A 25,549-nucleotide genomic window follows, 5' to 3' on the forward strand; every position below is an offset into this window, starting at 1 on the left:
TCAGATGATCTTCTGGCCGGCCAGGTACTCGGCGACCTTCACGCCGCCGTCGCCCTCGTCGACGATCTTCTCACCGGCTGCACGCGGCGGCTTCGGGGTCACAGCGGTGACCTTCGAGGCCGAGTTCGCGACGCCCACGACGCCGTCCTCGATGCCCAGATCGGCGATGGTGAGGACCTCGGGGGTCTTCTTCTTGGCGGCCATGATGCCCTTGAAGGACGGGAAGCGCGGCTCGTTGATCTTCTCGTTGACCGAGACGATCGCGGGCAGCGAGGCCTCCAGCGAGTAGATGCCCTCGTCGCCCTCACGCTCACCCTTGAGGGTGTCGCCGTCGACCTCGAGGCTGCGCAGCGAGGTCAGGTGCGGAAGCTCCAGGTACTCGGCGATCATGGCCGGCACGGCGCCGACGCGGCCGTCCGAGGCCTCGTTGCCGGCGATGACCAGCTCGACGCCCTCGATGGTGCCCAGCGCGGTGGCCAGCAGGTAGGCGGTCTGGATGGCGTCACTGCCGTGGATCGCATCGTCCTGGATGTGGATCGCCTTGTCGGCGCCCATCGACAGGGCCTTGCGGATGGCGTCGGTGGCCGGGGCCGGACCGGCCGACAGGATGGTCACCTCGCCGCCGTTCTTCTCGGTGATCTGGAGCGCCTCCTCGACGGCGCGCTCGTTGATCTCGTCGATGATGCCGTCGACGGCAGCCCGGTCCAGCGTGTAATCGCTGTCGGAGAGCTTCCAGTCGGACGTGTAATCCGGCACGTGCTTGATCAGAACAACAACGTTCGTCATGGGTCTTTGTCGACCTCCTGCATCGGGTTCGGCAACTTACCGGCCGGTAAGGCCATGGGTCACCGCTTACTCTAGCCGTTCCACCCCGGTGCGAGAACAGCACCCGAGACAGAGATCACCCCGGAGGCTTCCGGACCGCCCGGACCGCACTACGCTCGACCTCATGAGCCACACCGCGAGCGAGGGTGAGAAGCCCTCCGAACTCGACGTTCAGCTCGCCCTGACGGGTGAGCGGACGGTGCCGGGCATCCCCGCCGAGAACTACTGGTTCCGTCGCCACGAGGTCGCCTACCAGTTCATCGCACAGCGCTGCGACGACCTCCGCGTCCTGGAGGCCGGATCGGGCGAAGGCTACGGCGCCGCGATGATCGCCGATCAGGCGGCGAGCGTGGTCTGCGTCGACTACGACGAGCAGGCCGTCGAACACACCCGCGCCCGCTATCCGCAGGTGACGATCCACCAGGGCAATCTGATCGACCTGCCGCTGCCCGACGACAGCATCGACGAGGTGGTCAACTTCCAGGTGATCGAGCACCTGTGGGATCAGCCGGCGTTCGTCGCCGAGTGCCGGCGCGTGCTGGTGCCGGGTGGCGAGCTCGCGATGAGCACCCCTAACCGGATCACCTTCTCCCCCGGCCTGGACGTGCCGCTCAACCCGTTTCACACCCGTGAGCTGAGTGCCGCCGAACTGACCGAGCTGCTGACCGACGGCGGTTTCCAGGTGACGGCCATGCTCGGGGTGTTCCACGGTCCGCGCCTGGCCGCGCTGGACGCCAAGTGGGGCGGGTCGCTGATCGACGCCCAGATCCAGCGGGCGCTGGCCGGCGAGGAGTGGCCGACCGAACTGGTCGACGACGTCGCCGGCATCACCGCCGCCGACTTCGAGATCATCGACGCCCGCGACCGGGACATCGACGAGAGCCTGGATCTGCTGGCGCTGGCCACCTGCCGCCCCGAGGGTCCGTCGACAGGCGGCGCGTGAGCGCCGAGAAGGTTCCGGGCCGGTTCACGCTGGTCCTGCATTCGCATCTGCCGTGGCTGATCAACCACGGACGCTGGCCGGTGGGCGAGGAATGGCTGTACCAGTCGTGGGCGGACTGCTATCAGCCCGTGTTCGGTGTGCTGCGCCGTCTCGCCGACGACGGCTTCACGGATCAGCTCAGTCTGGGCATCACCCCGGTTCTGGCCGCTCAGCTCGACGACCCGACGGCGACCGCCGGCATGTACGAGTGGCTGGCCGACCGGCAGCTGCGCGCCGTGGAGGCCGCCCTGGACGACGATCCGGATCGCCGGGAGAGCGGGCATCGCGAATACCGGAATTCGGCGGCGGCGCTCGCCGACTTCGAGACCCACTGGCGCCACGGCGGCAGTCCGCAGATCCGCTCGCTGCTCGGCACCGGGGTCATCGAGTTGCTGGGCGGGCCGCTCGCCCACCCGTTTCAGCCACTGCTGGAGCCGCGGCTGCGCCGGCTGTCGCTGAGCGAGGGCCTGAACGACGCGACACTGCGCTGGGGCGCGCAGCCGACCGGGATCTGGGCGCCGGAGTGCGCCTACACGCCGGGTATGGAGGCCGAGTACGCCGACGCCGGTGTCCGGCACTTCATGGTCGACGGGCCGACACTGCACGGGGACACCGCGCTGGGCCGGCCGGTCGGCGGCACCGATGTGGTGGCCTTCGGCCGGGACCTGACGGTCAGCTACCGGGTGTGGTCGCCGAAGTCCGGCTATCCCGGTCACGCCTCCTACCGCGACTTCCACACCTACGACCATCAGACCGGCTTCAAGCCGTACCGGGTGACCGGCAAGACGGTGCCGAGCGAAGAGAAGAAGCCGTACGACCCCGATCGCGTGGATCCGGTGATCGACCGGCACGTCGACGACTTCGTCGCGTGCGTGCGGGAGCGGCTGATCGCCGAGTCCGACAGGATCGGCCGGCCGGCACTGGTGGTGGCGGCCTTCGACACCGAGCTGTACGGCCACTGGTGGCATGAGGGCCCGATCTGGCTGGAGCGGCTGCTGCGGCGGCTGCCCGAGGCGGGAATCGAGGTGGGCACGCTGGCGACCGCGCGACGCGACGGCTTCGTCGGCGAGCCGGTGGATCTGCCGGATTCGTCGTGGGGTTCGGGTAAGGACTGGCGCGTGTGGGAGGGTCCGCAGGTGCAGCACCTGGTGCAGTTGAACAGCGAGGTCACCGAGACCGCGCTGCATTCGCTCGACAAGCGGCTCGACGGTGCCGCGGCCAGGGATCTGACCGCCGATCAGATTCTGCGGGAGACCCTGATGACCGTGCAGTCCGACTGGCCGTTCATGGTCTCCAAAGACACTGCGGCCGGGTACGCGCAGGACCGCGCGTACAAGCATGCGCACGCGACCCGCGAGATCTGTGCCGCCTCCGACGCCGGTCGCGACGAGCAGGCCGCCCGCCTGGCAGCCGGCTGGCGCCGCGCCGACGACGTCTTCGGCCAGTTGGATGCCCGACGGCTGGAGGAACGGTCATGACCGGCCGGCCGGGCCCGCTCGTTGAGCCTGTCGAAGCGAGTCCCACCCGCGTTTTGATGGTGTCGTGGGAGTACCCGCCGGTCGTCGTGGGCGGTCTGGGCCGGCACGTGCACTATCTCGCCGAGGCACTGGCCGCGCAGGGCACCGACGTCACGGTCCTGACCCGGCGCCCGTCCGGCACCGACGCGTCGACGCATCCGACCACCGACACCGTGGTGAACGGGGTGCGGGTGGTGGCCGTCGCCGAGGATCCGCCCGAGTTCGACTTCGGTGTCGACATGATGGCCTGGACGCTCGCCATGGGGCACGGTTTCATCCGCGCCGGACTGGCGCATCTGCGTGACTGGGAACCGGATGTGGTGCACGCGCACGATTGGCTGGTCGCGCATCCGTCGGTCGCGCTCGCCGACTTCTTCTCGGTGCCGCTGGTCGCGACCCTGCACGCCACCGAGGCCGGACGTCACAGCGGCTGGGTGGCCGGGCATGTGAACCGGCAGGTGCATTCGGTGGAGTGGTGGCTGGCCAATACCGCCGACGCTCTGATCACCTGTTCGTCGTCGATGCGCGACGAGGTGACCGAGCTCTTCGCCCCGGCCGCACCGGTCGCGGTGATCCACAACGGCATCGATCTGACGGCGTGGAGTTTCGCGCCGCGACCGCCGTCGAACGGCCCGGCCGAGCTGTTGTTCGCGGGCCGCCTGGAGTACGAGAAGGGCGTGCAGGATCTCCTGGCCGCGCTCCCCCGGATCCGGCGCAGCCATCCGGGCACCACGCTGACGGTGGCCGGTGAGGGCACCCAGGAGGAGTGGCTGCGCGAACTGGCGCGCAAGCATCGGGTGACCGGGGCCGTCACGTTCGCGGGCCGCCAGGACCACGCCGGACTGGTGGATCTGATGCATCGGTGCGCGGCGATCGTGTTGCCCAGCCGGTACGAGCCGTTCGGGATCGTCGCCCTGGAGGCCGCGGCCACCGGTATCCCGCTCGTCACGTCGACGGCCGGCGGGCTGGGTGAGGCGGTGATCGACGGCGAGACCGGTCTGACCTTCGCCCCGGCCGACGTCGACGGTCTGGCAGCCGCGGTACGCGCCACCCTGGACGACCCGGAGGCGGCGGCACAGCGCGCGCGCCGCGCCCGTGCCGTGCTCACCGAGGAGTTCACCTGGCCGGTGATCGCGAAACGCACCGCCGACGTGTACGCGACGGCCCGGCGCCGTCCTCGCGGGCCGCTCGCGCGACCCGAGATCCCTCTGCGTCCGCTTCCGGACCGCGACCCGACCAAGTGACCCCGCCGGAGAACCGTATGCAGGACCCGCAGACACTCGCGCATCTGCGCCGGGCCCGGGACCTGATGGACCGCGCCTATGCCGAGCCGCTCGACGTGCCGACGCTCGCGGCGAAGGCGTACATGTCGCCGTCGCACTTCTCTCGGGAGTTCCGTGCCGCCTACGGTGAGACCCCGTACGCCTACCTCATGACCCGTCGCGTGGAGCGGTCGATGGCGCTCCTGCGCGAGGGATGGAGCGTGACGGATGCGTGCACCGCAGTCGGCGCCACCTCGCTCGGCTCCTTCAGCAGCAGTTTCCCCCGGATCACCGGTGAGACTCCCAGCGCCTACCGCAGCCGGCCACACGACGCGGTCGAGGCGATGCCGCCCTGCGTGGCGAAGATCCTCACCCGGCCGACACCCTTCGACTGACCCGGGGCTGATCGAGCAGGATTCGAGAAGCCTCGGCGGCGCGCGGTTCCTAGCATTACCTCCATGACTTCGATCTCCCTCACCTTCTGCCCCATCACCGTCGACGACGTGGACGCCGCGATCACGTTCTATCGGGACGCACTCGGCCTCACCGTCAGCAATGACGTCTCCTCGGACGGGCACCGCTGGGTCACGCTCGGCTCCAGCGACCCGAACGCCCCGGCCCTGGTCGTCTCCGACCCGGGTGCCGGCCGCTCCCCGGACGACGCCGCCGCACTGCACGCACTCGTGGCCAAAGGATCCGGTCCCGGACCGTACGTCTTCTTCACCGACGACCTGGACGCCCTGTTCGAGCAGGCCTCAGCCGCCGGTGCCGAGGTCCTGCAGGAACCCATGGATCAGCCGTGGGGAACCCGCGACTGCGCCTTCCGCGACCCGGCGGGCACCATGATCCGGGTCAACCAGGCCCGGCGGTAAGCCGGACCACCCCGCTCGTTGAGCCTGTCGAAGCCTCGTCCGAAACCTGCGTATAGGGAGCCACGAGGTGGATATGCCCTCGTGGCTCCCTATACGAAGACTTCAGACGAACGCTACGACGGTCGCGACTTCCCCTCGGCAGCCTTCTTCTTGCGTTCGATGTCGGCGAGCGCGCGTTCGAGTTCGGCGCGCTGCTCGGCGCCGCCCTCCCACGCATCCTTACGGTTCTTGACCACGCGGGCCGGCGACCCGACGGCGATGCCGTAGTCCTCGATGGTGCCGCGGGCGACCGCGTGCGCACCCAGCACACAGCCGCGGCCGATGATCGTGTTGCGAAGAATCGTCACCTTGGTGGCCACCCAGGTGTCCGGACCGATGCGCACCGGGCCCTTCACGATGCCCTGATCCTTGATCGGGATCTCGATGTGGTCGGTCACGTGGTCGAAGTCGCAGATGTAGCACCAGTCGGCGATCAGCGTGGACCCGCCGATCTCGATGTCGAGGTAGGCGTTGACCACGTTGTTGCAGCCGAACACGGTCTTGTCGCCGATCCGCAGACTGCCTTCGTGGCAGCGGATCGAGTTGCCGTCACCGATGTGCACCCAACGGCCGATCTCCATGCGCGCCAGCTCCGGCGTCGCATGGATCTCGACGTGCTTGCCGAGGAACACCATGCCGCGCAGCACGATGTGCGGGTTGGCCAGCCGGAACCGGGCCAGCCGGTAGTAGCGCACCAGATACCAGGGCGTCCACGCCTTGTTGCGCTTGATCCAGCGCACCGAGTCCAGGGTGAGGAACCGTGCCTGCTCGGGGTCGCGGCGGCGCAGACCCGCCCGCCAACGCGAGCGGTACGACGCGTTCCACATGGTCGTCATGAGCATGAACCCTAATCGAACCGGCGGCACGATAGAGTCTTGGCCGGACCACCTCCACCCACCGAAGGGCGAATCAGCATGCACCGTGCAGTCACCGGCCACACGCCGCAGCGGCGTCGTCGTGGGCTGCAGCTCTCGGTACTGCTGGCGACCGTGGCGGCCCTGGTGCTGTCGGCGTGCTCGGACGGGCACAGCGAGGTGCGCTCGTATGCGGCGGCCGGCTGGCCCATGTACGGCGGAAACGCGGCCGCCAGCAACTACACGCCGACCACCGTGCGGGATGGCGTGAAGCTGCAGTGGAGCCGCCCCACCGGCGGACCGATCACCGCACCGATCGCCCTCAACAACAACGGCGACGTGTCGATCACCGCGCAGACGCAGAACGGCTGCAACGTCTTCGTCTTCGACAACCGCGACGGCCGCAAGCAGATCTGCAAGCGGATGGCGCAGGGCGTGCAGTTCAACGCCGCACTGATGGACGAATACAACCAGCCGTTCATCGGCGAGCAGACGATGTTCCTGTCGTACAACGGTGGCGGCTCCATCCGCTGGCGCATGCCGGTGATCGGCGTGCCGCTGTCGGCCCGCTTCACCGGACCGGGCCGTGTGCTGGTGACCACCACGCAGGGCCAGCTGCTGCTGCTGAACGCGCAGACCAGTGACTTCGTCGCCCCCGAGGTGCGTCTGCGGCCGAACGCCGACCCGGCCCAGCCGCTGTTCGGCCTGGGTGACTGCATCACCGGCGGTCCGCAGTGCGCGGTGCCCGCACCGCCGGCCGTCGACGAGGCGGCCCAGCGGATCTACCTGAACTTCACTCCCGAGGGAGCCAAGCAGTCGCAGGTGCGCGCGATGAGCATCGGCGACCACGACGGCCAGCCGCAGATCACCAATGCCTGGACGGCGTCGGTCGGCGGAGGCGTGGTGGGTCCGCCGACCCTCTCGGCCGACGGCAAGACCGTGTACACGTTCGGCCGGGACGGCAAGCTGTACGCGTTGAACGCCGGCGACGGCACGCAGCGCTGGTCCTACGATCTGGGCGGTTTCGGCTTCGCGACCCTGGCGGTCTCACCGGACGGCACGCTCATTCCGACCGGCTCGATCGGTGCGCCGCTGACGATCCTGAAAGACGCCGGCACCAAGGCCGAGCAGGTCGTCAAGCGCGACGACGTGCAGACGGTCAGCCTGGCCGCCATCACCGGCGCCGACAGCGCCTGGACCGTGATGCGCACCGGCAACGACCAGCATCTGGAGCTGATCGAGGTGGGCACCAAGGACGGGGAGACCAAACGCACCCTGGAACTTCCGGGTGCCACGGGATTCGCGACCGGAGTGGCCGTCTCCGCCGCCGGCGCGGTCGCGGTGGCCACCAATCTCGGTGAAGTGTTCTACTTCAACTGATCACGCACGCACGCCGGGCTCGCACAGGTACGCGACCCCGGCACGGCCCACACGGGTCATCACCAGCGTGTAGGCCGTGTCGCCCTTGAGCTTGAGCCGCTTGCGGAGACGATCGGGGTCGACGTCGAGGCCGCGCACCAGGATCTCGAGACGACCGCAGTCACGCTTGTTCAGCGCCGACCGCAGGGCCTTCTCGTGCACCGGCAGTTCCTCCAGCACCCGGAAGCCGCGTTCCCCGGCCGGCACGGCGTCGCCGGTCAGATAGGCGATCTTCGGGTCGAGCTGGCGCAGTCCGTGCCGGTGCGCGTACTGGCGCACCAGACCGGCCCGCACCACGGCGCCGTCCGGGTCGACGATCCACTCGCCGATCCCGGGAGACGCCAGATCATCGGGGTCGTCGGAGGTCACCTCGAACAGACCGATCCTGCCGTCGGGTCCGGTCCGCAGCACGCTGGCGCGGTTCTCCGGGCCGCCGGACGTCTCCGTCCACAGACACAGCTCCCGCACTCCCCCGTCCAGCGAGACCACCTGGACCTGGCCGTTGAAACCGAATCGGGTGCGCAGGTTCCGGTAGTCCAGCCCCGGTGAGCACTTCACCACTAGCGGCCGTCCGGCGTAGACGGACAGGAGTTCCAGCAACGGCGGATCGAGGTCGTCGATGCCGAAGACACGTCCCGACGCGTTGCGGCGGCCGGGATCGGCGATCACCACGTCGGCGGTCGACGTCGGAGTGTGCGCATCGGCGCGCAGCAGCGTGGGGCGGACGCTTCCGGAGGCCGCGGTGACGTCGAGATTGTGCTGGGCCATCGCCAGCCGCACCGGATCGAGATCCGATCCGATCACCCCGCCGATCCCCGGGTCGGCGGCCAGCGCCGTCAGCTCCGATCCGATCGAGCACGTGACGTCGTGCACGAGGGCGCCGCGCCATCGGCCGGCGATGTCGGCGGCCCGCAAAGCCGCAACCGGGCCGGCGGTGGCCTGCTGCACCGACGCGTCGTCGGCGAGCAGAAGCCCGGCATGCGGCAGTTTGCCGGCCGCACGACGACGGGCCTTGGTCACCTCGACCAGCAGGGCGTCGTGCGGCGCGTACCGCGACTTCAGCTCCGTGAGGTCGGCGACCAGACTGTCCGGCGTCAACGCCATCGCCTCCGCGGCGACGAGCGCCTTCTCGCCGTAGCGGGAACGGAGGAACGCGACGTCGTCGACGGTGATCACAGCGGCGAGCGCACCGGCCGGATCACTTCTCCGGCTTGGTTCCGGTGATGAGGACGTTGTAGAAGAACTGCGACGGCACGAACCGCTTCAGGACGTTCTCGTCCAGCCACGTCATGCGCTTGTAGCCGCCGTAGGCGAATCCGGCCCAGCCCCAGCCCAGCTTCTCCTTCGGCACGGCCGCCTCGAACGTGCGGACCGGCCAGCCCAGCAGGGCGGCGGCCAGCTCTTCACTGGCGGTCTCGACGTCGACGGCGCCGGCCGCGGTGGCCAGCTTCTCCAGGTCGGCGGGCGAGAACGTATGAATGTCGACCACGGCCTCCAGCGCGGCGGCGCGCGACGACTCGTCCAGCTCCTCCTGCGGGCGGCGCCACTGCTTGAGCGGACCGAACTTGGTGAGGTTGGTGGTGGCCCACCAGGTGGCGCGGCTGACCCGGCGCGCGTAGTAGTCGCCGATCGTCGACGGCTCGCCGGCGAACACGAAGCGGCCGCCCGGCTTGAGTACGCGCAGCACCTCGCGGAGCGACTTCTCGACATCCGGGATGTGGTGCAGGACGGCGTGGCCGACCACCAGATCGAAGGTGTCGTCGTCGTACGGGATCTTCTCGGCGTCGGCGACACGGCCGTCCACGTCCAGGCCCAGGTTCTCGGCGTTGCGGAGCGCGACCTTCACCATTCCCGGCGACAGGTCGGTGACCGACCCCTTCTTCGCGACACCGGCCTGCATCAGATTGAGCAGGAAGAAGCCGGTGCCGCAGCCCAGCTCCATCGCCCGCTCGTAGGGCAGCTGCGCGTCGGGCACGATCTTGTCGAACCGCTCCTTGGCGAAGTCGACGATGCGCTGATCGAAGGAGATCGACCACTTCTCGTCGTAGGTCTCGGCCTCCCAGTCGTGGTAGAGCACCTGGGCGAGCTTGGTGTCGTTGTAGGCCGCCTCCACCTGTTCGGCGGTGGCGTGCGGATTCGGCGCCGGATCGACCACCGCGGACGCCGGCGTCGTCGCGGGAGCGGTCTTCTTGGTGGGAGCCTTCTTGGCCGGAGCCTTCTTCGCGGGAGCCTTCTTGGCGGCGGCCTTCTTCACCGGCGCCTTCTTGGGCAGCGGCTTGGAGGGCTCGGGCTTGCGGTCCTTGTCGATCGCACTCATCGTCGTCGTCCTACTTTCCGGTGAACTCGGCTTTGCCGGGCCCGTTCTCGATGAACGACTTCATGCCGATGGCACGGTCGTCGGTGGCGAACAGTGAGGCGAACAGGTGCGCCTCGATCTTCAGGCCGGTCTCCAGGTCGGTGTCGAGACCCTCGTCGATGGCGGCCTTGGCGGCGGCCAGCGCGACCGAGGCGGCGCCGGCGAACTTGCCCGCCCAGGCCAGTGCGGCGTTGTAGACCTCGTCGGGCGCGACGACCTCGTCCACCAGCCCGATCTGCAGCGCCTCGTCGGCGCCCACGAACCGGCCGGTGAACACGATGTCCTTGGCGCGGGCCGGACCCACCAGGCGGGCGAGCCGCTGCGTACCGCCACCGCCGGGGATGACGCCCAGCAGCACCTCGGGGGTGCCGAGCTTGGCGTTGTCGCCGGCGATGCGGCGGTCGGCGCCGAGCGCGACCTCGAGGCCGCCGCCGAGGGCGTAGCCGGTGATCGCGGCCACGGTCGGCTTCGGGATGGAGGCGATCGCACCGAGACCGCCCTGCAGACGCCGGGCCACCTTGGACATGTCGGCGAAGCTCATCGCCTCCATCTCCTTGATGTCGGCGCCGGCGGCGAACACCTTCGGGCCGCCGTAGACGACGACGGCCTTGATGTCGTCCCGGGTCGACGCCTCGTCGGCGGCCGCGGTCAGCTCTTCCTGAATCTGGCGATTCAGGGCGTTCATCGGTGGACGGTTGATCAGGATCGTCCCCACTCCGGGGTGGTCCTTGGACGTTTCGAGAGTCACGAACTCAGCCATACGGGCAGGCTACCGGGTCGGGTTACCGTCCGCGCTCGTCCCCCTCAGTCGCGGTGAGCTTCCAGGCGACCGTCACGCAGCGCGGCCAGGTACTCGTCGGCGTGGTCGAAACCGATCCCGAGGATTCCCGAGCCCGCGGCCAGGTCCGGTTCGATCTGGGTCACCGTGCGGGGTGCGGCGAGCGCCTCGTCGACGCTGGAGTGTCCGGCCAGGTCACGCAGCTGCGTCCAGGTCGGCGGCAGCAGGAAACGTCGGCCGGAATCCCAGTCGGCGAGCGCGTCGGCGGGGCGACGCCATTCGGTCGCCTCCGCTTCGCTCGTCGCACCGTCGGCGGTCTGGCCGTCGGGCACCGCGGCGAGGAAGAAGCGGGTGTCGTAGCGGCGCGGCTCGGGCTTGGGGGTGATCCAGTTCGCCATCGGCGCCAGCAGGTCGGCCCGCAGGGCCAGTCCGTTCGCGTCGAGGAACTCCGCGAACGACAGCTCGTGGGATTCCAGACGGCGACGGTCGTCGGCGTACTCGGACGGATCCGGTACGACGGCGTCGGCGGTGCCGGCGAGCAGGACTCCGCATTCCTCGAAGGTTTCGCGCACCGCGGCGGCCACCAGGGCCCGGGCGAGGTTCTCGTCGGTGGACAGGCGCTCGGCCCACCAGCCTGGTTCGGGGCCCACCCAGCTGACGTCGACGTCGCTGTCGCGGACGTCGACGCCGCCGCCCGGAAACACGGTCATGCCACCGGCGAACGCCATCTGTTTGACCCGGTGCTGCAGGAAGACCTCCAAACCGTCTTCGCCGTCCCGCAGGAGAACCACCGTCGACGCATCCTTGAGCGGTGCCGTCGTCTCGGGCATGGGTTCCTCCTGGCGGTCGTGGGCTAGGCCCGGCGGTGACCGCCGGCGCGGCGCGCACGTCGCGCGAAGTAGCGGTCGCCGTCCTGGGTCAACGTGATGTTCTGGCGGAAGGTGGCCGTCAGATTCTCTGACGTCAGTGTCTCCTCCAGGGGTCCGGCGGCGACGACTTTTCCTTCGGAAAGCAGCATCAGGTTCGTGAAGCCCGGCGGGATCTCCTCGACGTGGTGGGTGATGAGGACCAGTGCCGGGGAGTCGGGGTCGGCGGCGAGGGCACCGAGACGTTCGACGAGTTCCTCGCGCCCGCCCAGATCGAGACCGGCGGCCGGCTCATCCAGCAGCAGCAGCTCTGGATCGGTCATCAGTCCACGCGCGATCAGCACCCGCTTGCGCTCGCCTTCGGACAGGGTGCCGAACGCGCGATCGGCCAGGTGCTCGGCGCCCATCGATTCCAGGACGTCCGCGGCCCGGCGGCGGTCCTGGTCGTCGTAGGCCTCGCGCCAGCGGCCGAGAACGGAGTAGCCGGCCGAGATGACGAGGTCGCTGACCAGTTCGTCCGCCGGGATCCGGGCGGCGAGCGCCGAACTGACCATGCCGATCCGGGTGGTCAGTTCGCGCACGTCGGTGCGGCCGAGCTGTTCGGACACCACGAATGCGGTGCCCGACGTCGGATGTTCCATGGCGGCGGCCATCCGGAGCAGCGACGTCTTACCGGCCCCGTTCGGGCCGATGATCACCCAGCGTTCGTCGAGTTCCACCTGCCAGCTGACCGGGCCGACGAGCAGGTTGCCGCCGCGCTCGAGGCTCACATCGTGGAAGTCGACGAGGAGGTCGGGATCGGTCTGCGCAACAGTCACTCCCCCATGGTGCCGCATGATCTGCGGGTTCACCGACAGGCCCCGCCGGGTGTCCGGCGGCAGGGAATATCGCGCGCCGATCACGCCTTGAATCCTCATATGGAATCCCGTACCGACGCCGTCCCGTTCTCGCTTCTCGACCTGGCGCAGGTGGGTCCGGGAGAATCGGTCGGTGCGGCGCTGCGGCATTCCGAAGATCTCGCGAGATTCGCCGACACCACCGGCTACCGGCGGCTCTGGTACGCCGAACACCACAACATGCCGGTGATCGCGTCGGCGGCACCGGCCGTCCTGATCGCGCACATGGCGGCACGCACCGAGAAGATCCGTCTCGGTGCCGGCGGCGTCATGCTGCCGAACCACTCCCCGCTGGCGATCGCCGAACAGTTCGGCACCCTCGCCGAACTGCATCCGGGCCGGATCGACCTCGGTCTGGGTCGCGCGCCGGGCGGCGACCCGGCCACCTTCGCCGCCCTGCGCCGCACCCCGGCGACCGCGGACGCCTTCCCCACCGATGTGATGGAGCTGCAGGCGTACCTGCAGGGCCGCAGCACCGAGAACGGGGTGACGGCCACTCCCGGCGCCGGCACGAACGTGCCGCTGTACATCCTCGGTTCGTCACTGTTCGGGGCGCAGCTGGCGGCGGCCCTCGGACTGCCGTACGCGTTCGCGTCTCACTTCGCGCCGGCCGCTCTCGAGCGTGCCGTCGCCGCCTACCGCGAGCAGTTCACTCCGCGTCCCGGCGGCGCCGACGAGCCGTACGTGATCGCCGCGGCCGGCGCCATCGCCGACGACGACGCCGAACGCGCCGAACAGCAACTGCAGATCACCCGCCGCCAGCGCATCCGTCATCTGTTCGGGCGCGGCCGCAATCTGACCGAAGCCGAATGTGACGTTCTGCTGGAGGGGCCCGGGGGCCGTCAGGTGGACGAGATGCTGCGGTACGCAGCGGTCGGCACACCCGGGCAGGTGGCCGACAGGCTCACCGCGTTCGCGGCGCACGCCGACGCGGACGAGGTGATGATCGCGCCGATGGCCACCGACCGCGAGGTGTGGCTCGGCACGGTCCGCGCACTCGCCCCCGCCGCCGACCAGGCCATGGCGGAGACCTCCGATCACCGGCAGACGGCGGCGATCACCGTGCACGATCCCGGGGCCACCTCGGTGTAGCCCGCGTCGCGGACCGCGACGGCCGTCCCCGCCGCCTCCGCGGCCAGCAGGTCGTGCCAGCGCGCCGGATCGGCCTGGCGGATCACCAGCGGGCAGCCGGCGTCGTACCAGCCGGCGACCTCCTGCACGGTCAGCAGACCGGCACCGAGCATCGAGGCGTGCGAGACCTGAGCGGCGAGCTTTCCGACGGTCATCGGCAGATCCGGCGCCACCCACAGACACATGCCGCCCTCCGGCGGTTGCCTCTCCAGATCGCCCGGCACATCGGTGCCTTCGATCTGCAGTTTCGCGATACGCCGGTCGACCGCGCCCACCGGTGCCGGCACGAAGGCGCGCGCCTGCGCCCCGCCGACGTCCACGGTCACCCCGGGCACCTCCTGCGCAGTCTGCCAGGCCGCGCCGCGGGCCCGTCGCGCGATCTTCCTGATCCGGCCGTCGCACCAGACGTCGAACGCGGACGCCCATTCACCGCCGGTGTCGGCCCGCGGATCCAGGCACGCGAGCACCGTCGCCCGGGCCGCGGCGGTCAGCAACGACTGCCGGTCCGGGACCTGCGTCTTCTCGATCCGGAGCACCAAGGGCATGGCGAGGACGAGCGCCGGATCGTCCGGATCCGACGCCGCCGGACGGTACCCGGAGAGCCGGGACAGATTCTTCGACAGGGCCATCGCGCCTACCGTAACCTGCACGCTCACTGTGGATAAACTGTGACCGCAGCGATCGGCCGAGTCGATCGGCCGACCCGAGGAGATCATGAGTCGCGGAGGCCGACGTACCAGCAGGCGCGGGCCGACAGCCGTCGTCGTCCTCGTCGTTCTGCTCTCCCTGATCCTCAGCGCCTGCAGCACCGAGGTCGAGGGCACGCCCGTGCGGGTCGGCACCGCCGCCGACGACAAGCCGGTCCGCAAGAAGTCGAACGTCCCGATGGTCAAGCTGGCGCCCGGCCAGAAGCCGCCCCAGTTCATCCTGTTCTCGTTCGACGGCGTCGGCGTCTCCCCGAACTACGACCTGTTCCTCAACACGGCCAACGAGTCGAACGCCCGCTTCAGTGCCCTGATGACGGGCCTGTACTTCCTCACCGACAAGGCGAAGAAGAAGTATCAGGGCCCCGGCTACAAGCCCGGTGAGTCGTCGCTCGCGTTCGGCGGCAGCAAGCGCGAGGTGATTCAGGAGATCGAATACCTGAACCGCACCTGGTACGACGGCCACGAGATGGGCACCCACTACGTCGGCCACTTCTGCGCCGGCATGAGCCATCCCGGCAAGGACTGGTCCACGGCGGACTGGAACTGGGAGCTGGACCAGTTCTTCTCCTTGATGGCGAACTGGCGGCAGAACACCGGGATCAGGAACGGCCCGGATCTGGCGTTCGGGCCCGAGGTGGTCAAGGGCGGCCGCACGCCCTGCATGGAGGGTTCGCCGCAGAAGCTGTTCCCGGCGCTCCGCAAACACGACATGACCTGGGATTCGTCGTTCCCGGCCGCCACCCCCGGCATCTTCTGGCCGTCCAAGGTGCGCGGCATCTGGGAGTTCCCGGTGCCGTTCGTGTGGTCGCCGCCGCTGAAGGCCCGGCAGACGGCCCTAGACTTCAACTTCTGGTACACGTACAACGGCGCGAAGGACCGCCCGAAGGATGCGCCCAAGATGCGCCGGATCGTCCGGGAGAGCTACGAGTACATGTACGACCGCGCGTTCAACGGGAACCGGGCGCCGCTGGTGATCGCCAACCACTTCAACGACTGGAGCGGCAACGCCTTCAACCCGGCGACCGCTGACTTCATGCGGGAGACGTGCGTCAAACCGGACACCATCTGCGCCACCTATCAGGACGTGATCGCCTGGATGGAGCTGCAGGATCCGCAGGTCATCAAGGATCTGCAGGCGCTGCCGCCGGTCGCGGTCGACGCCAATCACTGAGCGCCGGCACTGAACTCAGCCCTCGAGCGGAACCCGTCGCAACGTTCCGTCCACCGCGTCGGCGGCCTCCACCTCGTCGCGGGTCACGCCGAGCATGTACAGCACCGCATCCAGGTACGGGTGGTCGAGCGTCGCGTCGGCCACCTCGCGCAGGGCCGGTTTGGCGTTGAACGCGATGCCCAGGCCGGCAGCCGACAGCATGTCGATGTCGTTGGCGCCGTCACCGACCGCCACGGTCTGCTCCATCGGCACCCCCATCGAGGCGGCGAACTCGGCGAGGCAGCGAGCCTTGCCGGCCCGGTCGACCACGTCGCCGATCACTTTGCCGGTGAGCTTGCCGTCGACGATCTCCAGAGTGTTCGCCTTGACGTAGTCGAGCTCCAGCTCGGCGGCGAGGGGTTCGATCACCTGCGTGAAGCCGCCGGAGACCACCCCGCAGTGATAGCCGAGGCGGTTGAGCGTCCGGATGGTGGTGCGAGCGCCCGGGGTCAGCTGAATGGACGAGGCGACCTGATCGATCACCGCGGCGTCCAGACCGGCCAGCGCGGCCACCCGCTGGTGCAGCGACTCGGCGAAGTCCAGTTCACCGCGCATGGCGGCCTCGGTCACCGCGGCGACCTCGGCCTCCCGGCCGGCCTCGGCGGCGAGCATCTCGATCACCTCGCCCTGAATGAGGGTCGAGTCGACGTCGAACACGATGACACGCTTGGCGCGCCGCGCCAGGCCGCCGCGCTCGACGGCCAGATCGATCGGGTATCCGGCGGCGACGGCGCCCAGCGCCTCCCGCAACCGGGTGTCCGCGTCGTCGCCGGCGCCGGCGGTCACCATCAGCTCCAGGCCGGTCAGCGGGTAGTCGGCGACGCCACGGATGGAGTCGATGTTGCCTCGCTGACCCGCCACGGCGGCCGACACCGCGGCGAAGGCCTCCGCCGACACGGGACTGCCGAGAACCACCACCGCGTGCGTCGACGGGGCATGCGCTCCGCGGCCGTCCTCCGACGTGATCGCCACGTTCATGTCCAGGTCGCACATGGCTGCCGTCACCGACGACTCGAGAGCATCGGCATCCCCGGTGCGCTCCACCAGGACGCCCAGGGTCAGGTGGTCGTGGATCACCACCTGTTCCACATCGAGCAGGTCGACGCCGGCCCCGGCCAGCACCCCCATCAGCGACGAGGTGACGCCGGGCTTGTCCGGACCGCTCACCGTGATGAGGACCCGCTCCCCGCGCGCCGCTGTGTCAGTCACCCTCGTGTCCCTTCAGACGTGTTCATCCCCGGACGCAGACCAGGTCCGCCCGATGATCTCGGACGAACCTGGTGTGCGTGTTCGCTTTCGCGGCGGCGGTCAGTGCTTGCCGGCGCTGCCCCAGCCCACGTGGGCCTCGGCGCGCATGCGCTCCACCATGTGCGGGTAGTGCAGCTCGAACGCCGGACGCTCCGAACGGATCCGCGGCAGTTCGGTGAAGTTGTGCCGCGGCGGCGGACAGCTGGTGGCCCACTCGAGCGAGTTGCAGAAGCCCCACGGATCGTCGACCGTGACGACCTCGCCGTAGCGGTAGCTCTTGAAGACGTTCCAGAGGAACGGGAACATCGACAGACCCAGCACGAACGCGCCCAGCGTGGACACCATGTTCAGCGCGGTGAAGCCGTCCTGCGGGAGGTAGTCGGCGTACCGGCGCGGCATGCCCTCGTTGCCCAGCCAGTGCTGCACCAGGAAGGTCAGGTGGAAGCCGATGAAGGTGAGCCAGAAGTGGATCTTGCCGAGACGCTCGTCGAGCATGCGGCCGGTCATCTTCGGGAACCAGAAGTAGATGCCCGCGTAGGTGGCGAACACGATGGTGCCGAAGAGCACGTAGTGGAAGTGCGCGACCACGAAGTAGGTGTCCGACACGTGGAAGTCGAGCGGCGGGCTGGCCAGCAGGACGCCGGTGAGGCCACCGAACAGGAAGGTCACGATGAAGCCGACCGAGAACAGCATCGGCGTCTCGAACGTGATTCTGCCCTTCCACATGGTGCCGATCCAGTTGAAGAACTTCACACCGGTCGGAACCGCGATGAGGAACGTCATGAAGGAGAAGAACGGCAGCAGGATCGCACCGGTCACGTACATGTGGTGCGCCCAGACGGCCACCGACAGGGCGGCGATCGCCAGGGTCGCGTAGACCAGGCCCGAGTAGCCGAACAGCGGCTTACGCGAGAAGACCGGGAAGACCTCGGAGACGATGCCGAAGAACGGCAGTGCGATGACGTACACCTCAGGGTGACCGAAGAACCAGAACAGGTGCTGCCAGAGGATGACGCCGCCGTTGGCGGGATCGTACAGGTGGGCGCCGAACTGGCGGTCGACCTCCAGGCCCAGCAGGGCGGCGGTCAGCAGCGGGAAGATCAGCAGGATGAGGACCGAGGTCACCAGGATGTTCCAGGTGAAGATCGGCATGCGGAACATCGTCATGCCGGGGGCGCGCAGGCAGACCACGGTGGTGATCATGTTGACGGCGCCGAGGATGGTGCCCAGACCGGCGACGCCCAGACCCATGATCCACAGGTCGGCGCCGACGCCCGGCGAGTGCACCGCGTCGGTCAGCGGGGTGTAGGCGGTCCAGCCGAAGTCGGCGGCGCCACCGGGGGTGAGGAATCCACCGAGGGCCACCAGGTTGCCGAAGAGGAAGAGCCAGAAGCCCATCGCGTTGAGGCGCGGGAAGGCGACGTCCGGGCTGCCGATCTGCAGCGGCAGAACGAAGTTCGCGAAGCCGATGACGATCGGGGTCGCGTACATGAGCAGCATGACCGTGCCGTGCATGGTGAACAGCTGGTTGAACTGCTCGTTCGAGAGAAACTGCAGACCCGGGTGGGCGAGCTCGGCGCGCATCAGGAGGGCCATCAGGCCGCCCACCAGGAAGAACGCGAACGACGCCACCATGTACATCTGGCCGATCAGCTTGTGATCGGTCGTGGTGATCATCTTGTAGAAGAACGACCCCTTGGGCTGGTAGCGCTCGGGGTACGGGCGCTCGGCAACCACTTGTGTCGTCGGCTGGTCTACCGCGGTCACAGATCCTCCTCATGGGCGCCGGACGGCACCTGGACTCTCATCCGAAGCAACACGACACGGCGGACACCGCATGCGTTGTCCTCTGATCGTAAACCAGAGAAGCCGCGCTGCACGAGTGGGTCCTACGTTCTGTCGTAAATCACCGATCGACACACCCCGGGGTATGAGATCGCCGCAGGTCGAACGCCTGGAAACCGGGACTCGCCGCCGCCCGAATCGGCCTTCGGGGTCTGCTAGCGTAGGCCCGTGCGCGATTACTCCCCGGCCCGATCGGCCCGGTTCACCCGTGGTGCCGCCGTCGTCGGCGTTTTCGGTGTCCTGGTGGCCGCGACGAGCGCCTGCACCGACGACGACGAGCAGCTCCGGACACCGGACGGCTCGGTGATCTCGACCGTCACCTCGCGCGTCGCCTCGGTGAACGTGGTGAACGCCGACCGCGACTACGCGGACACCTGTCTCGCCCCCACCGACACCGACGCCGGCCAGACCGCGGTCACCTCGGTGGTCGTCACCGATCCGGCGCTCCTCGACCCGATGTGCGCGCTGGGCGCCGGCACCGCGGTCAAGGCGGTCGCCGCCGATGCGGGCACGATCCCCGCCTATCTCGGTCCGCAGCTGACGGCGGTGCCCACGATCGGCAAGCAGCCCAGCACCGACGACGTCCGCAAGGCGCGCCCCCAGGTGGTGCTCGCCACGCCCGCCACCGCCGACGCGGTGAGTGCGTTGCGCGGCAGCGGCGCACTCGGCGATGCGAAGGTCGTCACCGTCGACACCGGCCCGGACTGGCGTAAGACGTTCACCGACGTGGCGGCGGGACTGCACCGCACCGAGTCGGCCCAGACCCGGCTCGGCGAGTTCGACACCGAGGCCAAGCGCGTCGGCACCGTGATGGATGCGGCCCACAGCCAGGTCTCGCTGATCCGGTTCACAGCGGACCAGACCCTGATGGCGGGCACCGGCGGGTTCGCCGCCGGCATCCTCAGCCGGATCGGTGTGCAGCGCCCCGCCGCGCAGCGCTCCGAGAACGACACCCCGCTGACCGACCAGAACTTCGATGACGCCGACGCCGACCTCATCTATGCGAGCCATGAGGGCGATGCCGGCCTGAAGCGGGCCGAGAGCACGTTCGACAGCACTCGGTGGAAGGACTTGGGTGCGGTCAGCTGGCAGCGCATCCTCTGGGTGGACGACGACGTCTGGTACCACTCGTCCGGCCTGGCCGCGGCGTGGCTGGTCCTCAACGACGTCAAGACCTCGCTCAACAGCAGCTCCTCCAGCGAGTAGGCCCTTGCGCGATCAGTCCGTCGGCACCCGCTGATAGACAGACGAGGTGACCGTGCCCGAGACCACCGCCCCGGCGTTGCGCCTGCGCGCCTGCTGGCGGCCGGGATTGGGCCTGGCGCTGTGGCCGGACGGGCCGCCTGTCGAGGCCGGTGACACGCGACGGCTCGCCGAGCTCACCGATCTCCCCGCGTCGGTCGCCGATCTGCTCGCTCACCGGCGCGCCCGGCACACCGTGGACCTCGCGGGGCCCGGTGGCGTCCGGGAACTGCGCCGTGTGGTGACGCTGGGTGTCCCGACCGCCGTGGAACTGCTCGACCGTTGCGAACATCTGACGGTCGGCGGTGACCTCGCGTTCTACCGCCGGCTGCTCGCCGGCGCCCGGGCGCTGCGCGATGCGGGTGCGGTGGCCCCCACCGCGCACTCCCCCGCCGGAGCCGACGACGAGACGGTCCTCCAGTGGACGGCCCTCCCGACTCCGGCGTGGCAGGGCTGGCTGACCGTGGTCGCCGCGTCGGCCCCGCCGTCGCTGGCCGAGAACGGCGGGCTGACGGCGGCGACCGACTTCGTCAACGAGATGATCGACGCCGAGTGCCGTCGGGTGCTGGCCCCCGAACGCGGACGTTCACGAGTCGCCCTGATCGACGGACTGACCTCACCGGCACCGACGGCACTGCCCGCCGACGTCGTGGCGCGGGCACGACCGGCCTGGAATCAGTGGCTCGACAGCGCCCGCCCCGAGGGGCCGCCACTGGTTCTTCGGCTTCACGAGCCCGCCGACGACCCCGAGGGCCCGGCGGTTCCGGTCGACGAGGTCCGCTGGCGGCTGCAGGCCTGCCGGCGCCTCGACGACGGCCACATCGACGAGGTGGTGCCGCATCGACTGAACCCCCACGACCTGGACGCGCTGACCACCGAGCTGGCGACGGTGGTGCAGGCCTTCCCCGAGCTCGGCCGCGCCGAGACCGACCCGCATTCCCTCGACTTCCTTCTGACCACGGCCCAGGCCGCCGACTTCCTCGCCACCGGCGCCCGATCGGTCACCGACGCCGGGGTGACCGTCCTGCTGCCCCGCACCATCGCCGAGGTGACGCCCGCGCTGGCGTTGCGCGGCGACCAGGTGCCCGGCGGCGGCGCCCGGCCCGGACTGGTCGGACTCGACGAGATCTCCGACTTCGAATGGCGGCTGGCCCTCGGCGAGACCGACGAGCCGCTCGGCCAGGACGATCTCGACGAACTCGCCCGCCAGCACGGCGACCTCGTCCGGCTGCGCGGCCGATGGGTACGCGCCGAGGGCTCGGCGCTCAGCCGGGCCGCATCGTTCCTCGTCGCCCGCCGGGCGCTCGCCGACGGCGGCGAGCAAGCGGAGATGGCCGAGCTGCTGTCGCTGCTCACCGACCCGGACGATCGGCTGCCCGTGCCGGTGGCCCGTGTCTCCGGACTGGGCTGGCTCGACGACATCGCCGAACACGGCGTCCTGCGGCCCGGCCCCGTCGAGGTGCCGGACGGCCTGCACGCCGAGTTGCGCCCGTACCAGCAGCGCGGCCTGGAGTGGCTGCACGCCCTGACCCGCATCGGCGCCGGCGGCGTCCTCGCCGACGACATGGGTCTGGGCAAGACCGTGCAGGTGATCGCCCTGATCGTCCACCGCCGCTCATTACCGCTCCGCGAGCCCGCCGACGGGGCCGCACCCGCCCTCGTCGTCTGCCCGATGTCGGTGATCGGCAACTGGCAACGCGAACTCGAACGGTTCGCGCCCGCACTGCGGGTGGTGGTGCATCACGGCGCGGATCGCGACACCGGCCGCATCGCCGACGCCGACGTCGTGCTCACCACGTTCGCCACTCTCACCCGGGATCGCGAAGTGATGGCCGAGCGGCCCTGGGATCTGCTGGTGGTCGACGAGGCCCAGCACGTCAAGAACGTGCGCACCGCCGCGGCGAAGGCGCTGCGCACCCTGGACGTGCGACGCCGGATCGCGCTCACCGGCACCCCGGTGGAGAACCGGCTCGAAGATCTGCGCGCGGTGATCGACCTGGTGAATCCGGGGCTGCTCGGGTCGGCGTCGTCGTTCCGGGCCCGCTTCGCCGAGCCGATCGAACGGGACCGCGACCCCGACGCGCTGCGCCGGCTGACCGCCCTCACGCGCCCGTTCATCCTGCGACGGGTCAAGACCGATCCGGCGATCGTCGCCGACCTGCCGGACAAGACCGAGCTGACCGTGCGCGCCAACCTCACCACCGAGCAGGCCGGGCTCTATCAGGCGATCCTGAACGAGCTGCATCAGGCACTGGAGGACAAGCACAATCCTCGCCAGCGCAAGCAGACCGTGCTCGCGGCGCTCACCCGCCTCAAACAGGTCTGCAACCACCCTGCGCACTATCTGGGCGACGACTCCCCGATGACGCGGCGCGGCCGGCATCGCTCCGGCAAGGTCGAGCTCCTCACCGACATCGTCACCACCCTGGTCGCCGAAGGCGATCGCGCACTGATCTTCACGCAGTTCGCGGCGTTCGCACAGCTCCTCAGCGAGTGGCTCGGCCCGGTCCTCGGCGCCGACGTACCGGTGCTGCACGGCGGTCTGACCCGGTCGGCCCGCGACGACCTCGTGGCCCGCTTCTCCGCAGACGACGGCCCGCCGGTGATGATCGCGACCCTCAAGGCGGGCGGCACCGGCCTGAACCTGGTGGCCGCCAACCACGTCATCCACGCGGACCGCTGGTGGAATCCGGCGGTCGAGGAGCAGGCCACCGACCGGGCCTACCGAATCGGGCAGACCCGGGAGGTGCAGGTCCGCAAGTTCGTCTGCGTCGGCACCCTGGAAGAACGGATCGACGAGCTGATCGCGGCGAAGAAGGAACTGTCGGCGATGACGGTCGGCACCGGCGAGAGCTGGCTGTCCGACCTCGACGACGGTGCCCTCTTCGACCTGCTGCGCTTGCGCGACGAGGCGGTGGGCGAATGAGTCCTCGCTCCGAGCGCAAGGCCGCGGTTCGCGCCTACGGCATCACGCCGTGGGGTCGCGCGTTCTGCGATGTGGTGGAGTCCGGCGCCGACCACCGCCACATCACCGGTGCGCGACGCTATTTCCGCGAGCACCACGTCGACGCCCTGGACATCGGACCGGACCGGATCACCTCGTCGGTGCGCGGCAGCCAGCTCGACCCGTTCGAGGTGGTGCTGACCACCCGGTCCGTCGACCCGGCCACAGTCGTGCACCTGCTTCAGGCATCCGGTGAGACGGCGGCCCTGCTGGCGCTGGCGCGCGGCGAACAGCCGCCGGCGCTGGGCGAGCTCATCGCGCCGACCGAGTCGGCCGACGTCACGTCGTCGTGCACCTGCCCGGATGAGGCGCCGCGCTGCATCCATGTGCTGGCGACCGCGTTCGAGGTGGCCGACCGGATCGATCGGCATCCGGTCACGCTGCTGCGCGTGATGGGCACCGACCTCCCCGACCTGCTCGCCCTCGCCCAGGATTCGGCGGAGCGTGGACTCCTTTCGACAGGCTCAAGGAGCGAGCCGAGTGGCTCAAGGAGCGGGCCGGCAGGCTCGACGAGCGGGGATCCGGCACCCGGTACTCCGCTCCATGAGCCCGGTACTCCGCTCCATGAGCCCGGTACTCCGCTCCTTGAGCCTGTCGAAAGGGACTTCTACGGCGACCGTTCGCCGGTGCTCGCGCCGCCGTCGTTTCCGGCGATGGATCCGATCGGCGAACTCGAGCTGACCGGTCTGCGGGCGGCCCTGCGGGCGTCGGGGGTGGGCGCGACGCAGGTGGCGGAGGCCCTCGACGATCTGGCCGAGCTGTACGCGGTGCTGCGCGATCCCCGCTGAACCGGATTGCTTGCAATCCGAAACCGTGTCATCGACAATAGTTACATTAGGTAATGATACGTCCACCATTGTCGCTCGCATCGCACTCAACGCATCGCACTCCCGCATCACACTCAGGAGCCTTCCGATCATGGCCACTCCCCTCGATACCAAGCCCACGCAGGACGAGATCCAATCGGCACGCGTCGGCGTCGCGAAACGCCTCCTGAAGGGGTCGTCGGCGCGCTCCTACGACCCGGTCGTCGACATCGACTGGGATGCGCCGTTCGAGGCGGGTAAGTACTTCCTCCCGCCGCGGGTGATGTCCCTCTACGGCACCGAGCTGTGGAACTCGATGACCGAGGAACAGCGCATCGAGATGTCCCGGCAGGAGATGGCCAACATCATGTCGGTCGGCGTCTGGTTCGAGAACCTGCTGAACCGTGCGCTCCTGCTGAAGCTGCTTCATGAAGATCCAGCCGCGCCGACCACCCACTACTCGCTCACCGAAATGGGTGACGAGTGCCGGCACATGACCATGTTCGGCAAGGCCATCGAGCACGTCGGCGCCCGCGCATACCCGCTGCGGCGCTGGGAGCGCGTCGCGATGCAGGCGCTGCCGTTGATCATGCGCGGCACGCTGCTCTGGGTGGTCACCCTGATCGGCGAGGAGCTCTTCGACGCGCTGCAACGCGAGATCAAAGACGATCCCGAACTCCAGCCGATGGTCGCGCGGATCTTCCAGATCCACGTCACCGAGGAGTCCCGCCATATCGGTTTCGCCCGGGACGGCGTGATGCGCCGCAAGCGGTCTCGGCGCCCCGGTGTTCAAGCGCCTGTTCACCAACCCTGAGATGTACCGCCGCGCCGGCTTCGACAACCCGAAGGACGTCGCCGCGATCGCCCGGTCCAACCCGAATTTCCACGATTCGCTCATTCTGTCGTTCGCGCCGCTCGCCGAATTCCTGCGCAAGGCCGGCGTGATGGGCACGGTCAGCGAAACCATGTGGCGACGCTGGGGGTTCCTGCCCGCATGACCACCATCGCGCTCATCGGAGACTCCACCCCACTTCACGAGGTCCGGCACAGGCTGGAGGCATCACCGCTGCCGTTCGAGGTGGTCGATACCCCGGAGACGGCCGACCTCGTCGTGACGGACGCACCGGCACCCATCCCCAACTACCTGGGGGTGGTGTCCACGACGGCACCGAACCGGTTCTTCGTCACGGCGCCGTCGGTCGGCTACGTCGTCGATGCCCTGACCGAAGCACACCTGGTCGGAGCGTACGGAGTGGTGGTGCGCCCGCCGATCCAGAACGAGCCGCCGAGAGATCGCACGGCGCGGCGGCCGTGGCGCCGACGCCGTGACCCGATCCACCGCTTCGATCCCGTGGACTACGAGTGGGCCACCGAGGAGACCGTCGACACCGAGGTCTTCGACGACGACGTGGAGGTGACCGTCGGCGACCAGACGTTCACGGCCCGGCTGCGGGCCCGCGGCTACATGGACACCAACGACGGACGATTCCATTGGGCCGGCCTGCTGCACGGCGACCAGGCGCGCCTTCTGAAAGAGGACGGCAAGAGCAAGTGCACCGTCTCCTACCAGGGCACAGCGCCCACCCCGGCGAAGCTGTCGGAGATCACTCAGTGGGGTGTGGTCCGGATGACCGGCGTCGGCTCGCCGCCGTGGGTGGCCGCCGAGGACGCCGCCCTCGCCGCCCGGTAG

At 69.3% G+C, this 25,549-nt stretch carries 22 protein-coding genes and 1 pseudogene; 13 read left to right on the plus strand and 10 right to left on the minus strand.

The window, feature by feature from the left end:
• On the minus strand, positions 1-786 hold the full coding sequence (locus tag QM774_RS07320) for an electron transfer flavoprotein subunit beta/FixA family protein (RefSeq protein ID WP_414975251.1): 786 nt from the start codon (positions 784-786) through the stop codon (positions 1-3).
• A gap of 163 nt (positions 787-949) precedes the next feature.
• Between QM774_RS07320 and QM774_RS07325 the strand changes: the two genes are divergently transcribed.
• The 5 genes from QM774_RS07325 (at position 950) to QM774_RS07345 (ending at position 5,458) form a co-directional block, all read left to right on the plus strand.
• On the plus strand, positions 950-1,768 hold the full coding sequence (locus QM774_RS07325; RefSeq protein WP_414975252.1) for a class I SAM-dependent methyltransferase: 819 nt from the start codon (positions 950-952) through the stop codon (positions 1,766-1,768).
• On the plus strand, positions 1,765-3,285 hold the full coding sequence (locus tag QM774_RS07330; protein ID WP_414975253.1) for a 1,4-alpha-glucan branching protein domain-containing protein: 1,521 nt from the start codon (positions 1,765-1,767) through the stop codon (positions 3,283-3,285). Before QM774_RS07325 ends, QM774_RS07330 begins: the two co-directional genes overlap by 4 nt.
• Positions 3,286-3,341: 56 nt before the next feature.
• Positions 3,342-4,568, plus strand: a complete 1,227-nt coding sequence (locus QM774_RS07335) for a glycosyltransferase family 4 protein (RefSeq protein WP_414975254.1) — start codon at positions 3,342-3,344, stop codon at positions 4,566-4,568.
• A 17-nt stretch (positions 4,569-4,585) separates the two neighbouring features.
• Positions 4,586-4,981, plus strand: coding sequence for a helix-turn-helix transcriptional regulator (locus QM774_RS07340; RefSeq protein ID WP_414975255.1), 396 nt, complete (start codon positions 4,586-4,588; stop codon positions 4,979-4,981).
• 63 nt (positions 4,982-5,044) lie between these two features.
• Positions 5,045-5,458, plus strand: a complete 414-nt coding sequence (locus QM774_RS07345; RefSeq protein ID WP_414975256.1) for a VOC family protein — start codon at positions 5,045-5,047, stop codon at positions 5,456-5,458.
• A gap of 113 nt (positions 5,459-5,571) precedes the next feature.
• Here QM774_RS07345 and QM774_RS07350 read toward each other — a convergent pair whose 3' ends face one another.
• Positions 5,572-6,333: an acyltransferase gene (locus tag QM774_RS07350; RefSeq protein WP_414975257.1), complete on the minus strand. Its 762-nt coding sequence runs from the start codon at positions 6,331-6,333 to the stop codon at positions 5,572-5,574.
• Positions 6,334-6,411: 78 nt separating this feature from the next.
• Between QM774_RS07350 and QM774_RS07355 the strand changes: the two genes are divergently transcribed.
• On the plus strand, positions 6,412-7,731 hold the full coding sequence (locus QM774_RS07355; RefSeq protein WP_414975258.1) for a PQQ-binding-like beta-propeller repeat protein: 1,320 nt from the start codon (positions 6,412-6,414) through the stop codon (positions 7,729-7,731).
• Here QM774_RS07355 and QM774_RS07360 read toward each other — a convergent pair whose 3' ends face one another.
• Genes QM774_RS07360 through QM774_RS07380 form a run of 5 tightly spaced genes read right to left on the minus strand, consistent with a single transcriptional unit; the run spans position 7,732 to position 12,588 of the window.
• Positions 7,732-8,946 carry a THUMP-like domain-containing protein gene (locus QM774_RS07360; RefSeq protein WP_414975259.1) on the minus strand — a complete coding sequence of 405 codons (1,215 nt, stop codon included), beginning with the start codon at positions 8,944-8,946 and terminating at the stop codon, positions 7,732-7,734.
• A 22-nt stretch (positions 8,947-8,968) separates the two neighbouring features.
• Positions 8,969-10,087, minus strand: coding sequence for a class I SAM-dependent methyltransferase (locus QM774_RS07365; protein ID WP_414975260.1), 1,119 nt, complete (start codon positions 10,085-10,087; stop codon positions 8,969-8,971).
• Positions 10,088-10,097: 10 nt separating this feature from the next.
• Entirely contained in the window at positions 10,098-10,886 is a 789-nt protein-coding gene (locus QM774_RS07370; RefSeq protein ID WP_414975261.1) for an enoyl-CoA hydratase/isomerase family protein, read from the minus strand.
• Positions 10,887-10,930: 44 nt separating this feature from the next.
• The gene (locus tag QM774_RS07375) at positions 10,931-11,734 is read right to left on the minus strand and encodes an NUDIX hydrolase (protein ID WP_414975262.1); all 804 of its coding nucleotides are present in this window, start codon (positions 11,732-11,734) and stop codon (positions 10,931-10,933) included.
• A gap of 23 nt (positions 11,735-11,757) precedes the next feature.
• Positions 11,758-12,588, minus strand: coding sequence for an ABC transporter ATP-binding protein (locus QM774_RS07380; RefSeq protein WP_414975263.1), 831 nt, complete (start codon positions 12,586-12,588; stop codon positions 11,758-11,760).
• Between the two features lie 99 nt (positions 12,589-12,687).
• Here QM774_RS07380 and QM774_RS07385 point away from each other — a divergent pair, with 99 nt between their 5' ends.
• On the plus strand, positions 12,688-13,758 hold the full coding sequence (locus tag QM774_RS07385) for an LLM class flavin-dependent oxidoreductase (RefSeq protein ID WP_414975264.1): 1,071 nt from the start codon (positions 12,688-12,690) through the stop codon (positions 13,756-13,758).
• Here QM774_RS07385 and QM774_RS07390 read toward each other — a convergent pair.
• A complete protein-coding gene (locus QM774_RS07390; RefSeq protein WP_414975265.1) occupies positions 13,704-14,426 on the minus strand; it encodes a peptidyl-tRNA hydrolase in 723 nt (240 codons plus the stop codon). The genes QM774_RS07385 and QM774_RS07390 overlap by 55 nt on opposite strands.
• 85 nt (positions 14,427-14,511) lie before the next feature.
• On the opposite strand from QM774_RS07390, the gene QM774_RS07395 reads away from it, so the two are divergent.
• Positions 14,512-15,675: a polysaccharide deacetylase gene (locus tag QM774_RS07395; RefSeq protein ID WP_414975266.1), complete on the plus strand. Its 1,164-nt coding sequence runs from the start codon at positions 14,512-14,514 to the stop codon at positions 15,673-15,675.
• A gap of 15 nt (positions 15,676-15,690) precedes the next feature.
• On the opposite strand, the gene serB is transcribed toward QM774_RS07395, so the two are convergent.
• Together serB and ctaD are read right to left on the minus strand one after the other, a co-directional pair.
• Positions 15,691-16,923 (minus strand): phosphoserine phosphatase SerB, encoded by a 1,233-nt coding sequence (gene serB, locus QM774_RS07400; RefSeq protein ID WP_414975267.1) that lies wholly within the window; start codon positions 16,921-16,923, stop codon positions 15,691-15,693.
• Between the two features lie 99 nt (positions 16,924-17,022).
• On the minus strand, positions 17,023-18,729 hold the full coding sequence (gene ctaD, locus QM774_RS07405; protein ID WP_414975268.1) for a cytochrome c oxidase subunit I: 1,707 nt from the start codon (positions 18,727-18,729) through the stop codon (positions 17,023-17,025).
• A 246-nt stretch (positions 18,730-18,975) separates the two neighbouring features.
• On the opposite strand from ctaD, the gene QM774_RS07410 reads away from it, so the two are divergent.
• The 5 genes and pseudogenes from QM774_RS07410 (at position 18,976) to QM774_RS07430 (ending at position 25,549) form a co-directional block, all read left to right on the plus strand.
• On the plus strand, positions 18,976-20,013 hold the full coding sequence (locus QM774_RS07410) for an ABC transporter substrate-binding protein (RefSeq protein ID WP_414975269.1): 1,038 nt from the start codon (positions 18,976-18,978) through the stop codon (positions 20,011-20,013).
• A 46-nt stretch (positions 20,014-20,059) separates the two neighbouring features.
• Positions 20,060-22,975 (plus strand): DEAD/DEAH box helicase, encoded by a 2,916-nt coding sequence (locus tag QM774_RS07415; RefSeq protein WP_414975270.1) that lies wholly within the window; start codon positions 20,060-20,062, stop codon positions 22,973-22,975.
• Positions 22,972-23,841 carry a hypothetical protein gene (locus QM774_RS07420; protein WP_414975271.1) on the plus strand — a complete coding sequence of 290 codons (870 nt, stop codon included), beginning with the start codon at positions 22,972-22,974 and terminating at the stop codon, positions 23,839-23,841. Before QM774_RS07415 ends, QM774_RS07420 begins: the two co-directional genes overlap by 4 nt.
• A 130-nt stretch (positions 23,842-23,971) precedes the next feature.
• A pseudogene (locus QM774_RS07425) lies at positions 23,972-24,857 on the plus strand (AurF N-oxygenase family protein).
• Positions 24,854-25,549, plus strand: a complete 696-nt coding sequence (locus QM774_RS07430; protein WP_414975272.1) for a DUF4873 domain-containing protein — start codon at positions 24,854-24,856, stop codon at positions 25,547-25,549. Before QM774_RS07425 ends, QM774_RS07430 begins: the two are co-directional and overlap by 4 nt.

Source organism: Gordonia sp. (in: high G+C Gram-positive bacteria), from assembly GCF_047600565.1.
Classification (GTDB): domain Bacteria; phylum Actinomycetota; class Actinomycetes; order Mycobacteriales; family Mycobacteriaceae; genus Gordonia.